Genomic DNA, 13,641 nt, shown 5'->3' with positions numbered 1-13,641 from the left:
CTCCCGCCCCGGCCGCACCCGCGGCCAGGGCACCCGAGTCGGGCACGCGCCCGTCCGGTCGCCCCGGTGCGGGTTCCCCGCGCCCCGGCAACAACCCCTTCGCCCCGAGCCAGGGCATGCGCCAGGGCCGCGACGGCGCCCGTGAGACTCCTCGTGAGGGTGGCCCCCAGGCCGGTCGCGAGGGCGGCGCCGCCCGTCCGGGCAACAACCCGTTCGCCCCGAGCCAGGGGATGCCGCGTCCGCGCAGCGCCCCTCGTCCCGGTGGCGCCGCTGCGGGTGCGGCAGGTCCGCGTCCCGGCGGCGCCCGTCCGAGCCCCGGCATGATGCCGTCCTCCAGTGCGGTCGCCCGTCCGGGTGAGCGTCCCGGTGGTCGTGGTGGCGCTCGTCCCGGTGCCGGTGGCGCTCCCGGTCGCCCCGGTGGCGGCACGGGTGGTCCCGGTGGCGGCGGCGGCTTCGCCGGTCGTCCCGGTGGCGGTGGCTTCCGCGGTGGAGCCGGTCGCGGCTCGACTGCTGGTGCCTTCGGTCGCGGTGGTGGCCGTCCCGGTCGCGCCCGCAAGTCCAAGCGCGCCAAGCGCATGGAGTTCGAGGAGATGCAGGGACCGTCGATCGGTGGCGTGAGCGTTCCCCGTGGTGATGGCAAGACCGTCATCCAGGTGCGCCAGGGTGCATCCCTCACGGACTTCGCCGACAAGATCAACGCCAGCCCCGGCTCGCTCGTCACCGTCATGTTCCACCTCGGTGAGATGGCGACCGCGACCCAGAGCCTCGACGAGGACACGTTCCGCCTGCTCGGCGCCGAGCTCGGCTACGACATCCGCATGGTCTCGCCCGAGGAGGAGGAGAAGGAGCTGTTCGACGCCTTCTCCATCAACCTCGAGATCGGCGTCGACGCCGAGGACGAGGAGGACCTCGCGGCCCGCCCGCCGGTCGTCACCGTCATGGGTCACGTCGACCACGGCAAGACCCGCCTGCTCGACGCGATCCGCAACGAGAACGTCGCCGGTGGCGAGTCCGGTGGCATCACCCAGCACATCGGTGCCTACCAGATCCACAAGGAGCACGAGGGCGTCGACCGTCCGATCACCTTCATCGACACCCCGGGCCACGAGGCGTTCACCGCCATGCGTGCCCGTGGTGCCAAGGTGACCGACATCGCGATCCTCGTCGTCGCCGCCGACGACGGCGTCATGCCGCAGACCATCGAGGCGCTCAACCACGCCCAGGCGGCCGACGTCCCGATCGTCGTCGCGGTCAACAAGATCGACGTCGAGGGCGCCAACCCGTCCAAGATCCGTCAGCAGCTCACCGAGTACAACCTCGTCGCCGAGGAGTACGGCGGCGAGACGATGTTCGTCGACGTCTCGGCCAAGCAGGGCGAGAACATCGACGCGCTGCTCGAGGCCGTCCTGCTCACCGCGGACGCCGCTCTCGACCTGCGGGCCAACCCCGACCGTGACGCCCGTGGTGTCGCGATCGAGGCCAACCTCGACAAGGGTCGTGGTGCGACCGCGACGGTGCTCATCCAGTCCGGAACGCTCCGGGTCGGCGACGCCATCGTCACGGGCAGCTCCTACGGCCGCGTGCGCGCCATGCTCGACGAGCACGGCCAGAACCTCACCGAGGCGACCCCGTCGCGTCCGGTGCAGGTGCTCGGCCTCTCGTCCGTCCCCCGCGCCGGCGACACCTTCGTCGTCGCGCCGGACGACCGCACCGCACGCCAGATCGCGGAGCGTCGCGAGTCGGCCGACCGCCAGGCCAGCCTGGCCAAGGCCCGCAAGCGCATCTCGCTCGAGGACCTCAACGAGGCGATCGCGCAGGGCAAGGTCGACACCCTCAACCTCATCCTCAAGGGTGACGTGTCGGGTTCTGTCGAGGCCCTCGAGGACGCGCTCCTCCAGATCGACGTCGGCGAGGACGTCGACCTGCGGATCATCGACCGCGGCGTCGGTGCCATCACGATGAACAACATCAACCTGGCCGTGGCCTCCAACGCCATCATCATCGGCTTCAACGTCCGGGCCGAGGGCCTGAACGCTGACTACGCCGAGCGTGAGGGCGTCGAGATCCGCTACTACTCGGTGATCTACCAGGCCATCGAGGAGATCGAGCAGTCCCTCAAGGGCATGCTCAAGCCCGAGTACGAAGAGGTCGAGCTCGGCACCGCCGAGATCCGCGAGATCTTCCGCTCGAGCAAGTTCGGCAACATCGCCGGGTCGATCGTCCGCAGTGGCGAGATCAAGCGCGGCACCCGGGCGCGGATCACCCGCAACGGGGTCGTCGTGTCCGAGAACGTCGAGATCGCCGGCCTGCGCCGGTTCAAGGACGACGTCACCGAGGTCCGCGAGGGCTTCGAGTGCGGCATCAACCTGGGGTCGTACAACGACCTCCAGATCGAGGACCTCATCTCCACCTATGAGATGCGAGAGAAGCCCCGCGCCTGAGAGCGCGCACGGCTTCGCCCGACGTGACCGGCCGGCATACCGACTTCGGTATGCCGGCCGGTCCGTCCCCCACGTCCCGCACCTAGGGTGTCGGGACAGACCACCAGCACACAAGGAGTTGTCGTGGCTGACGCCGCCCGCGCCCGCAAGGTCGCCGACCGCATCAAGACCCTCATCGCTGCAGGACTCGACCCGATCATCAAGGACCCCGACCTCGGGTTCGTGACGATCACCGACGTCCGGGTGACCAACGACCTCCAGCACGCGTCGGTCTTCTACACCGTCTTCGGCGACGAGGACCAGCGCGCCAAGACGACCTACCTGCTCGAGGCCAACCGGGGCAAGCTCCGCAGCCACGTCGGCAAGCAGCTCGGCATCCGGCTCACGCCCTCGCTCGAGTTCATCGCCGACGCCATCCCCGAGACCGCCGCCCACCTCGAGGTCCTGCTCCAGGAGGCCCGGGAGCGCGACGCCGAGGTGGCCGCCGCCGCAGCGGGGGCCTCCTACGCCGGCGACACCGACCCCTACCGCCGCGACGACGAGGCCGGTGACGCCGAGGCACCCGCCGACACGGCAGCGCCCGCCGACACGGCAGCGCCCGCAGACACCGACCGCCCGTGATCGAGGTCGTCGACGGGATCCTCGTCGTCGACAAGCCGAGCGACTGGACCAGCCACGACGTCGTCGCCCGTGCCCGCCGGCTCTGCGGCACCCGCAAGGTCGGCCACGCCGGCACCCTCGACCCGATGGCCACCGGTGTCCTCGTGCTCGGTGTGGGTCGCGCCACCCGGCTGCTCACCTTCCTCGTCGGCTGCGACAAGGACTACGCGACGACGATCCGGCTCGGCCAGGGCACGCTCACCGACGACGCCGAGGGTGAGGTGACGAGCGCGCCCGGGGCCACCGACCTCACCGACGAGGCGGTCGCCGCCGCCGTGGCGACCCTCACCGGGGACATCCAGCAGGTGCCGAGCTCGGTCAGCGCCATCAAGGTCAAGGGCGAGCGGTCCTACCACCGGGCCCGGGCGGGGGAGAGCTTCGACCTGCCCCCGCGCCCCGTGACCGTGTCGCGCTTCGACGTCCGCGCCGTCCGGCGGCTCGTCGTGGACGGCCTCGACGTCGTCGACGTCGACGCCGAGGTCACCGTGTCCTCGGGCACCTACGTCCGGGCGCTCGCCCGCGACCTCGGCAGCGCCCTCGGCTCGGCCGGCCACCTCACCGCGCTGCGGCGCACGAGGGTCGGCGGCTTCGACCTCGGCGCCGCACACCCGCTCGCCGACCTCGAGGCCCGTCAGGGCGAGCCCATGCCGGTGGTCCCGCTCGCGGACGCCGCCCGGGCCGCCTTCGACGCCCGCGAGCTCACCGCCGACGAGGCCCGGACCATCGGTCATGGCCAGCGCCTCCCGTCGGCCCGACCGGGGCGCCCCGAGCCCGTGGCGGCGTTCGGCCCCGACGGCGCGCTCGTCGCGATGCTGGACGAGTCCGGACCCACGGCGCGGAGCCACGTCGTGTTCGCCCCGCCGAGTTCGTAGAGTGTCCAGCGTGCACCGGTTCACCGACCCCGCAGCCACCCCCGCCGAGCTGCGGCCCTGCGTCCTCACCATGGGCAACTTCGACGGCGTCCACCGAGGTCACCGGGCGGTGCTCCAGCAGCTGCTCGAGACCGGCGCCGAGCTCGACCTGCCCACGGTCGCCGTCACCTTCGAGCCGCACCCGGTCGCGGTGCTGCACCCCGAGCGCGCGCCCGAGCTCATCGCCCCCGGCACCCTGCGCGACGACCTCCTCGAGGCCACCGGCATCGACGGCCTGCTCGTGCTGCCGTTCACGGCGGAGTTCGCGCGGCAGACCCCGGAGGAGTTCGTCCGGCGCACCTTCGTCGACGGGCTCGACGCCCACGTCGTCGTCGTCGGGGTCGACACGAGGTTCGGCTACCGGAACTCCGGCGACGTCGACACCCTGCGCGAGCTCGGTGCCACGCTCGGGTTCGAGGTCGTCGCGCTGCAGGACCTGGGGGAGGGCGAGCGCTGGTCGTCGACCTCCGTGCGCCGCGCCCTGCGAGAGGGCGACGTCGCCGCGGCGGCCCGCGTCCTCGGCCGTCCCCACCGCGTCGTCGGCACGGTCGTCCACGGTCACCACCGCGGCCGCGAGCTCGGCTACCCGACGGCGAACCTGTCACCCGACTCCGAGGGGCTCGTGCCCGCGGAGGGCGTCTACGCCGGATGGCTCACCCGGCTCGACCTCGCCGAGGGCGAGCCCGACCGCACCATGCCGGCCGCAGTCTCGATCGGGACCAACCCGACGTTCGACACCGAGGACCGGCGCACCGTCGAGGCCTACGTCCTCGACCGCGACGACCTCGACCTCTACGACGAGCGCGTCATGGTCGAGTTCGTCGAGCACATCCGCCCGACCCTGCGCTTCGACAGCATCGACGACCTCATGGTCGCCATGGCCAAGGACGTCGAGCAGTGCCGCTCGGTGCTCACCCAGATCGTCCACTCCTGACCCGCTGGCTCCGGCAGGACGTCGGCCTCCTCCTCGGGGCGGCCGGCACCTCGCTCGTCGGTGCGCTGCTCGTGTGGTCGGCGACCCACGAAGCGGCAGGGACGGCATACCTCGCCCGTCATCTCCTCAACACCGTCATCGGCATCGCGCTCGCGGTCGCCGTCACCCGCCTCGGGCACCACGGCCTGCGGCTCGTCGCGCCGTGGATCTACGGGGTCTCCCTGCTCGGCCTGGTCGTGGTGCTCACCCCGCTCGGGCTCACCGTCAACGGGTCGCGGTCGTGGATCCCGGTGGCGGCCGGCTTCACGGTGCAGCCGTCGGAGTTCGCCAAGGTCGGGCTCGTCCTCGTCCTCGCGTTCGTGTTCGCCGAGCGGTGGGAGCGCCGGGTCGCGCCGACCGGACGCGACGTGGCCCTCGGCTGGGCCCTCGCCGCCGTGCCCGTCGCGCTCATCATGCTCCAGCCCGACCTCGGGTCGGCGGTGGTGCTCGGGGCGCTGGCGTTCGTCGTCATCGCCGTCGCGGGGGCCTCGCGCCGGTGGATCGCCGGCATCGCGCTCGCGGCCACCGGGGTCGTCGTCGCGGCCCTGACGACGCCGCTGCTCTCGGACTACCAGCGCAACCGGCTCCTCGCCTTCGCCGACACCAGCGCCGACCCCGAGGGCATCGGCTACCAGACCCGCCAGGTCCGGCTCGCGATCGGCTCCGGGGGCTGGACCGGGCAGGGCTTCATGGAGGGCCGCCAGACGCAGGGCGGGTTCATCCCCTACCAGCTCAACGACTTCATCTTCTCGGTCGCGGGGGAGGAGCTCGGTTTCGTCGGGGCGGCCGGGCTGCTCGCCCTGCTGTCCTTCATCGTCATCCGGATCTTCGTCGTGGCCGGCCGGTCCCCGTACGCGTTCGGCCGGTTCGTCGGCATCGGGGTGGGCACGTGGCTCGCCTTCCAGGTCTTCCAGAACGTCGGGATGAACCTCGGTGTCATGCCGGTCACGGGGCTGCCGCTGCCGTTCATCTCGTACGGCGGGTCGTCGATGTTCGCGTCGTGGCTCGCCGTCGGTGTCGTCAACGCCGCGTATGCCGCGGGGCAGCGCGAGGGCCGCCGCACCTGAACCCGGGTGGGGCGGGTTACCCGTCGGTCACGTTTGGGCCGACCGCCGCCACCGGAAGGGTCCGCTGTGGCAGCATTCCGCGCAAGCGCTCCCCAAAGACGAGGAACACGAGATGCCTGCTGCGACTGCCCAGATCCACTCACCGGCCGACGAGCCCGTCGACCACCGCCTCATCGAGGAGCGCGCCGCCAGTGTCGGGCACCTCTTCCGTGACCGGGTCACGGCGACGCCGAACTCGGACGCGTTCATGTACGCCAAGGTCCGCGAGTCCGGCGACGAGTGGGTGACCGTCACGTGGGCCGAGGTCCAGAAGACGGTCTACGCGATCGGTGCCGGCCTCGTCGCGCTGGGCGTCGGACCGGAGGACCGCGTCGCCGTCGCCTCGTCCACGCGCTACGAGTGGGCCCTGGCCGACCTCGCCGTCATGGTCGCCGGCGGTGTCACGACGACGATCTACCCGACGACCATCGACGACGACGTCGCGTTCATCCTCGGCGACTCGCAGAGCAAGGTCGTCTTCGCCGAGGACGCCGAGCAGGTCGCCAAGCTGCGCCGGATCGCCTCCACCATCCCCGGCGTCACCAAGGTCGTCACGTTCGACCCCGAGGCCGCGACGGGCGAGGACGACTGGGTCATCAGCCTGGACGCTCTCGAGGCGCTCGGCCGCACCGGCCTCGAGCGCAACCCCGCCCTCATCGACGAGCGGATCGACGCCCTCACCCCCGACCGCCTCGCGACGATCATCTACACCTCCGGCACGACGGGACGTCCCAAGGGCGTGCGTCTGCTCCACAAGTCGTGGACCTACGAGGTCGCCGCGACCGACTCGACCGGCATCCTCCGGGACGACGACCTGCAGTACCTCTGGCTGCCGCTGGCCCACGTCTTCGGCAAGCTGCTCCTCACCCTGCCGCTGCAGATCGGCTTCCCGACGGCCATCGACGGTCGCATCGACAAGATCGTCGACAACCTCGCCGTCGTGAAGCCGACCTTCATGGGCGCGGCCCCCCGCATCTTCGAGAAGGCCTACAACCGGGTCCAGATGATGATGGAGTCCGACGGCGGCGTGAAGCTCAAGCTCTTCCGCTGGGCCGAGGGGGTCGGCCGTGAGGTGAGCGAGCTGCGCGCCGAGGGCAAGGACCCGAGCGGCCTGCTCGCCACCAAGTACTCGCTCGCCGACAAGCTCGTCCTGAGCAAGGTCCGCGACCGCTTCGGCGGCCGGGTGCGCCTGTTCATCTCCGGCTCGGCCGCGCTCAACCAGGACGTGGGCCGCTGGTTCGACTCCATGGGAATGCTCGTCGGCGAGGGATACGGTCTCACCGAGTCCTCCGCGGCGACGACGGTCAACCGGCCCAGCGCCTACCGCTACGGCACCGTCGGGTGGCCGCTGCCGGGCACCGAGCTCCGGATCGCCGAGGACGGCGAGGTGCTCCTTCGGGGCGACGGCGTCATGGACGGCTACCACAACAACCCCGAGGCGACCGCCGAGGTCCTCGACGCCGACGGCTGGTTCCACACCGGCGACATCGGCGAGCTCGACGACCGCGGCTTCCTCAGGATCACCGACCGCAAGAAGGACCTCTTCAAGACGTCCAACGGCAAGTACGTCGCGCCCTCGATCATCGAGTCGCAGTTCAAGGGCCTGTGCCCCTACGTCAGCCAGTTCGTCGTCCACGGCGCCGACCGCAACTTCGTCTCCGCCCTCGTCACCCTCGACCCCGACGCCATGACCGGCTGGGCCGAGGCCAACGGGATGGCGGGCCGGCCCTACTCGGAGGTCGTCACCTCGGACGCCGCCCGCGACATGGTCCAGGGCTACGTCGACCAGCTCAACGCCGGGCTCAACCGCTGGGAGACGATCAAGAAGTTCACGATCCTCGACCAGGACCTCACCGTCGACGGGGGCGAGCTCACCCCGAGCCTCAAGCTCAAGCGCAAGGTCGTCACCGAGCGCTACAAGGACGACCTGGACGCGCACTACGCCGGCAGCTGACCCCAGACCCCGACGTATTGCGCATTCCGGCCGTAGCAACGCGACTCATGTCGAGTTTCTACGGCCGGAATGCGCAATAAGTCGGGACGGTTGCGGCTGGGGCCGGGGCTGGGGCAGGGGTCGGGGCCCGCGCCTCAGTCCTCGACGAGGGGGACGAAGCGGTAGGCACCGTGGACCTCGACCTGCGCGTCACCGGTGGCGTTGCCGTCGGCGTCGAAGCCCGGGTCGCGCCGCACGCGGTGCATCCACCCCCGCACCGGGATGACCATGACCCCGTCCGGAACGAGCTGGTCGACGAGGGACCGGGGGAGGGTCTGCGCCTCCGCCGACACGAGGATCCGGTCGAACGGCCCGTCGTCCGGTGAGCCGAGGACCCCCGGCACGGCCAGACCCAGGCGAGCCCACGGCATACCGGTTCGTTCGAGGTTCGCGGCACCCACGGCGGCGAGCTCCGGGATCCGCTCCACCCCCAGCACCCTCCCGGTCGGGCCGGTGAGGTGGGCCAGCAGTGCCGTCGTCCACGCCGACCCCGCGCCGACGTCGAGCACCGAGTCGCCGGGCTGCACGTCGAGGAGCTCGAGCATCGCCGCCACCGTGCGCGGCTGCGAGTTCGTCTGGCCGTGACCGATGGGCAGCGGTCCGTCGCGCCGGGCGTGACGACGCTCGCGCCGCGGCAGGAAACCCTCACGCGGGCACGCGGCCATCGCCTCCGCCACCCGCTGCGCGGCATCCATCACCCCAGTGTGCTCCGCGGGGCGCGCTGGCGCGGCGTGACTTTGGGGACATCGCCGCCGCGAACGTACGCTGGACGGATGGACACCCGCACCGCTGGCGCCTCCCTGTTCCCCGAGCTCGAGCCCCTGCTCGAGCAGGTGAGCAAGCCCATCCAGTACGTCGGCGGCGAGCTCAACTCGACCGTCAAGGCCTGGGACTGCGGCGCGGACACCCCCGCGGAGGTGACGGTCCGCTGGGCCCTCATGTACCCCGACGCGTACGAGGTCGGCGTCCCCAACCAGGGCTCGATGATCCTCTACGAGGTCCTCAACGAGCGTCCCCACGTGCTCTGCGAGCGGACGTATGCCGTGTGGCCGGACATGGAGGCGCTCATGCGGGGGAGCGGGGTCCCGCAGTTCACCGTGGACTCGCACCGCGCCGTCGGGGACTTCGACGTGCTCGGGCTGTCGTTCTCGACCGAGCTCGGCTACACGAACATGCTCACCGCGCTCGACCTCGCAGGGATCCCGCTGCACGCCCGCGACCGCACCGACGGTGACACGGTCGTCGTCGCGGGCGGGCACGCCGCGTTCAACCCCGAGACGATCGCCGACTTCATCGACGCGGCGATCATCGGGGACGGCGAGGAGGCGGTCCTCATGGTGAGCGAGCTCGTCGCGGGGTGGAAACGCGAGGGTATGCCGGGTGGTCGCCGCGAGCTGCTGCTGCGCCTGGCGCGCACGGGCGGGGTCTACGTGCCCGGCTTCTACGACGTCAGCTACCTCCCGGACGGGCGGATCCAGCGGATCGCCCCCACCGAGCCCGGCGTGCCGTGGCGCGTGTCCAAGCACACCGTCATGGACCTCGACGAGTGGCCGTACCCGAAGCAGCCCCTCGTGCCGCTCGCCGAGTCGGTGCACGAGCGCATGTCGGTCGAGATCTTCCGCGGCTGCACGCGCGGCTGCCGGTTCTGCCAGGCCGGGATGATCACCCGCCCCGTGCGCGAGCGCTCGATCACCGGCATCGGCGAGATGGTCGAGCGCGGGCTGGCCGCGACCGGGTTCGAGGAGGTCGGTCTGCTCTCGCTCTCGAGCGCGGACCACTCCGAGATCGCCGAGATCACCAAGGGCCTGGCCGACCGCTACGAGGGAACCCAGACCGGGCTGTCGCTGCCGTCGACGCGCGTCGACGCCTTCAACATCGACCTCGCCAACGAGCTGACCCGCAACGGTCGCCGCTCCGGCCTGACCTTCGCGCCGGAGGGTGGCAGCGAGCGGATCCGCAAGGTCATCAACAAGATGGTGACCGAGGAGGACCTCATCTCGACCGTCGCCGCGGCCTACGGCGCGGGGTGGCGCAACGTCAAGCTCTACTTCATGTGCGGGCTCCCCACCGAGACCGACGAGGACGTCCTCCAGATCGCCGAGCTGGCCAAGCGGGTCATCGAGACCGGCCGTCAGGTGAGCGGACGCAAGGACATCCGCTGCACCGTCTCGATCGGCGGGTTCGTGCCGAAGCCGCACACGCCGTTCCAGTGGGTCAGCCAGCTCTCCGCCGACGAGACCGACGCCCGGCTGGAGAAGCTGCGCAACGCGATCCGGGCCGACCGCCGCTACGGCTCCTCCATCGGGTTCCGCTACCACGACGGCAAGCCCGGCATCGTCGAGGGGCTGCTCTCGCGCGGCGACCGCCGGGTCGGCGCCGTCATCGAGCAGGTGTGGCGCGACGGCGGGCGGTTCGACGGGTGGAGCGAGCACTTCTCCTACGACCTGTGGATGGCGGCTGCCGAGAAGGCGTTCGCGGCCAGCGAGTGGCCCATCGACGTCGACTGGTACACGACGCGCGAGCGGCAGGAGTCCGAGGTCCTCGCCTGGGACGTCGTCGACTCCGGGCTCGACAAGGAGTGGCTCTGGCAGGACTGGCTCGACGCGCTCGACGAGACCGAGGTCGACGACTGCCGCTGGACGCCCTGCTTCGACTGCGGCGTCTGCCCGCAGATGGGGACCGAGATCGAGATCGGGCCGACGGGAAAGCACCTGCTGCCGCTCACCGTCCTCGGTGCCGGCAAGGTCGGCATGGCCGAGCACTCCCACGCCGGCGCCTGACCGAGAGCGGGGGTGACCGGTCGGGGGTTCCGTGACGGGTCGGGGGTTCCTGACGCCCCGACCCGTCACAGAGACCCCGACTCGTCGGGGCGAACGGCAACCGGCTGTCGGGTGGCGGTGCGACGCTGAGGTGGACCCGTCCCCGAGGTGAGGAGCCCGCCGTGAGCCGCACGATCCAGGTGACCTTCGACGCCCACGACCCCCGCGCCCTGTCGACGTTCTGGCGCGACACCCTGGGCTACGTCCATCCGGGGCCACCCGGCGTCGACCTCCCGCCCGAGGCCGACCCGCTTGCGGCGTGGGACGACTTCCTCACGCAAATGGGCGTCCCGGAGGACCAGCACAACTCCCGCTCGGCCATCGAGGACCCGGACGGTGCCGGCCCACGGGTCTTCTTCCAGCAGGTGCCCGAGGGCAAGGTCGCCAAGAACCGGGTCCACCTCGACGTCCGGGCGGCGCCCGGGCTGGAGGGTGACGCACGGATGGACGCCCTCGAGGCGGAGTGCGCGCGGCTGGTGGCGCGGGGCGCGGCGCGCCAGCGACGGGTCGAGCCGGACCCGCCGATGGAGGCCGGCTTCATCGTCATGACCGACCCCGAGGGCAACGAGTTCTGCCTCGACTGACGCTTCCGGGGTGTCTCGTCCGTGGCTAGGTTGGGGGAACCCTTGGACCCCGATGGAGGACCACCCATGAACCTCGCCCGTGCCGCCATGATCGGCGCCGCCGCCCTGCTCGCCCTCGCCCCGATGGCCGTCACCGCCCCGACCGCGTCCGGCGCGCCCGCGGACCGCGGCCAGGACCTGCGGGTCGCGACCTACAACCTCTCGCTCAACCGCAACGCCCAGGGCCAGCTCGTGAGCGACCTCTCCTCCCCGGGCAACGCGCAGGCCAAGGCCGTCGCCGAGGTCATCCAGCGCACCGACCCCGACATCATCCTGCTCAACGAGTTCGACTACGTCGAGGGTGGCGCCGCCGTCGACCTGTTCCGCGACAACTACCTCGAGGTCGGTCAGGGAGGGGCGTCGCCGGTCGAGTACCCGTACGCGTTCGTCGCACCCTCCAACACCGGTGTCCCGAGCGGGTTCGACCTCAACAACGACGGCACCGTCGGCGGCGGTGACGACGCGTTCGGGTTCGGCCTCTTCCCGGGGCAGTACGGCATGGTCGTGCTCTCCAAGTACCCGATCCAGACCGACGCGGTGCGGACCTTCCAGCAGTTCCTCTGGAAGGACATGCCCGGCAACGTCATCCCCGACGGATGGTACTCACCCGAGGAGCTCGACATCCTGCGGCTGTCGAGCAAGTCGCACTGGGACGTCCCCGTGACCGTCGGCAAGCGCACCGTCCACGTCCTCGCCGCGCACCCGACGCCGCCGACCTTCGACGGACCGGAGGACCGCAACGGCCGCCGCAACCACGACGAGATCCGGTTCTGGGCCGACTACGTCACGCCGAGCCGCTCCGGCTACGTCTACGACGACGAGGGCGCACGCGGCGGCCTCAACCCGAGCGAGGCCTTCGTCATCCTCGGCGACTACAACGCCGACCCGTTCGACGGCGACTCCTACGACGGGGCGATCCACCAGCTGCTCGACAACCACCGCATCGCCGACCCGCAGGCGACCTCGGCGGGCGCCGTCGAGGCCGCCCGGCTCCAGGGCGGGGCCAACCTCACCCACCGCGGCGACCCGAGGTACGACACGGCCGACTTCTCCGACACCGCGCCGGGCAACCTGCGGGTCGACTACACGCTGCTGTCGCGGCACTTCACCGTCACCGACGCCGGGGTCTTCTGGCCCGTCCAGGCGGACCCGCTGTTCCGGCTCACCGGCGTGTTCCCCTTCCCGACGAGCGACCACCGGCTGGTCTGGGCCGACGTCACGCTGCGCTGACCGGCCCTGTCGTCCCCAGTCAGCGGTCCGCGGTCTCGACCGGCGGGTTGGCACGCTCGCGACGCTCCTCGCGTCGGCGCGCCAGGATGCTCGTGGTCGTGACGGTCGCGAGGATCGCGACGATGACGCCGAGGGAGAGCAGCGTCGGGACCTCCGGGACCCACGTCCACACGTCGTGGGCCCAGTGCAGGACGAGCTTGACCCCGATGAAGGCGAGGATCGCCGCGAGGCCGTGACCGAGGTGGGCGAGCGAGGCCAGCGCCCCCTGGAGGACGAAGTAGAGAGCGCGCAGCCCGAGGAGCGCGAAGGCGTTGGTCGCGAACACGAGGTACGGGTCCTCGGTGATGCCGTAGACCGCGGGCACCGAGTCGATCGCGAAGACGACGTCGGTGCCGAGGATGGCGACGACGACCAGGGCCATCGGGGTGAGGGCCCGGCGGCCGTTCTCGCGGACCGAGAGCCGGGTGCCGTGGTACTCCTCGGTGACCGGCCAGAAGCGGCGCAGCACCCGCACCGAGCGCAGCGTCGTGACGTCGACGGCGTGGTCCGAGTGGGAGAGGGCGTCACGGAGCACCTTGACGGCCGTGAGCAGCAGGATCACCCCGAAGAGCAGGAAGGCCCAGGAGAAGGCCGCGATGAGCTGGGCGCCGAGGGCGATGAAGATGCCGCGAAGCACCAGCGCTCCGGCGACGCCGATGAGCAGCACCCGTTGCTGGTACTCCTTCGGCACGGCGAAGGCGGTGAGCAGCAGGAGGAAGACGAAGAGGTTGTCGACCGACAGCGACTTCTCGACGAGGTAGCCGGTGTAGTACTCGAGGCCCCGCTCGCCACCGTGAACGGTCCACACCCAGAACCCGAAGGCGACGGGGATCGCGACGTAGAACG

At 71.3% G+C, this 13,641-nt stretch carries 11 protein-coding genes; 9 read left to right on the top strand and 2 right to left on the bottom strand.

Annotated features, from left to right (window positions below):
* The 6 genes from infB to N801_RS17435 all read left to right on the top strand — a co-directional run.
* Window positions 1-2,441: translation initiation factor IF-2 (gene infB / locus N801_RS17460; RefSeq protein WP_084109197.1), on the top strand; the 2,441-nt coding region annotated here is incomplete at its 5' end.
* Window positions 2,442-2,564: 123 nt separating this feature from the next.
* Window positions 2,565-3,062, top strand: a complete 498-nt coding sequence (gene rbfA / locus N801_RS17455; protein ID WP_035940498.1) for a 30S ribosome-binding factor RbfA — start codon at window positions 2,565-2,567, stop codon at window positions 3,060-3,062.
* Window positions 3,059-3,973 (top strand): tRNA pseudouridine(55) synthase TruB, encoded by a 915-nt coding sequence (gene truB / locus N801_RS17450; RefSeq protein ID WP_035940497.1) that lies wholly within the window; start codon window positions 3,059-3,061, stop codon window positions 3,971-3,973. The genes rbfA and truB overlap by 4 nt, the downstream gene beginning before the upstream one ends.
* A gap of 10 nt (window positions 3,974-3,983) precedes the next feature.
* Window positions 3,984-4,946 carry a bifunctional riboflavin kinase/FAD synthetase gene (locus tag N801_RS17445; RefSeq protein ID WP_035940502.1) on the top strand — a complete coding sequence of 321 codons (963 nt, stop codon included), beginning with the start codon at window positions 3,984-3,986 and terminating at the stop codon, window positions 4,944-4,946.
* Window positions 4,910-6,052 carry an FtsW/RodA/SpoVE family cell cycle protein gene (locus N801_RS17440; protein WP_052113260.1) on the top strand — a complete coding sequence of 381 codons (1,143 nt, stop codon included), beginning with the start codon at window positions 4,910-4,912 and terminating at the stop codon, window positions 6,050-6,052. Before N801_RS17445 ends, N801_RS17440 begins: the two co-directional genes overlap by 37 nt.
* 112 nt (window positions 6,053-6,164) lie before the next feature.
* A complete protein-coding gene (locus N801_RS17435; RefSeq protein WP_052113259.1) occupies window positions 6,165-8,045 on the top strand; it encodes an AMP-dependent synthetase/ligase in 1,881 nt (626 codons plus the stop codon).
* Window positions 8,046-8,179: 134 nt separating this feature from the next.
* Here N801_RS17435 and N801_RS17430 read toward each other — a convergent pair whose 3' ends face one another.
* Window positions 8,180-8,779, bottom strand: coding sequence for a protein-L-isoaspartate O-methyltransferase family protein (locus N801_RS17430; protein WP_035940496.1), 600 nt, complete (start codon window positions 8,777-8,779; stop codon window positions 8,180-8,182).
* Between the two features lie 78 nt (window positions 8,780-8,857).
* Here N801_RS17430 and N801_RS17425 point away from each other — a divergent pair, with 78 nt between their 5' ends.
* From N801_RS17425 to N801_RS17415, 3 genes are all read left to right on the top strand, one after another.
* Complete coding sequence (locus tag N801_RS17425) at window positions 8,858-10,864, top strand: TIGR03960 family B12-binding radical SAM protein (protein WP_035940495.1); 2,007 nt, start codon at window positions 8,858-8,860, stop codon at window positions 10,862-10,864.
* 161 nt (window positions 10,865-11,025) lie between these two features.
* Window positions 11,026-11,487 carry a VOC family protein gene (locus N801_RS17420; RefSeq protein ID WP_035940493.1) on the top strand — a complete coding sequence of 154 codons (462 nt, stop codon included), beginning with the start codon at window positions 11,026-11,028 and terminating at the stop codon, window positions 11,485-11,487.
* Between the two features lie 66 nt (window positions 11,488-11,553).
* A complete protein-coding gene (locus N801_RS17415; RefSeq protein ID WP_035940492.1) occupies window positions 11,554-12,756 on the top strand; it encodes an endonuclease/exonuclease/phosphatase family protein in 1,203 nt (400 codons plus the stop codon).
* Between the two features lie 19 nt (window positions 12,757-12,775).
* Here the strand turns inward: N801_RS17415 and N801_RS17410 are convergent.
* The coding region (locus N801_RS17410) for a TerC/Alx family metal homeostasis membrane protein (RefSeq protein WP_035940491.1) at window positions 12,776-13,641 on the bottom strand (866 nt) is incomplete at its 5' end.

The organism is Knoellia aerolata DSM 18566, from assembly GCF_000768695.1.
Lineage (GTDB): Bacteria > Actinomycetota > Actinomycetes > Actinomycetales > Dermatophilaceae > Knoellia > Knoellia aerolata.
The sequence above is the reverse complement of the archived record's forward strand: the minus strand, read 5'-3'. Positions and strand labels throughout refer to the sequence as shown.

Bases quoted from the DNA above. Each gene is read 5' to 3' on its own strand.
- N801_RS17435 (WP_052113259.1), top strand. From the start codon at position 6,165: ATGCCTGCTGCGACTGCCCAGATCCACTCACCGGCCGACGAGCCCGTC.
- N801_RS17430 (WP_035940496.1), bottom strand. From the start codon at position 8,779: ATGGATGCCGCGCAGCGGGTGGCGGAGGCGATGGCCGCGTGCCCGCGT.
- N801_RS17425 (WP_035940495.1), top strand. From the start codon at position 8,858: ATGGACACCCGCACCGCTGGCGCCTCCCTGTTCCCCGAGCTCGAGCCC.
- N801_RS17415 (WP_035940492.1), top strand. From the start codon at position 11,554: ATGAACCTCGCCCGTGCCGCCATGATCGGCGCCGCCGCCCTGCTCGCC.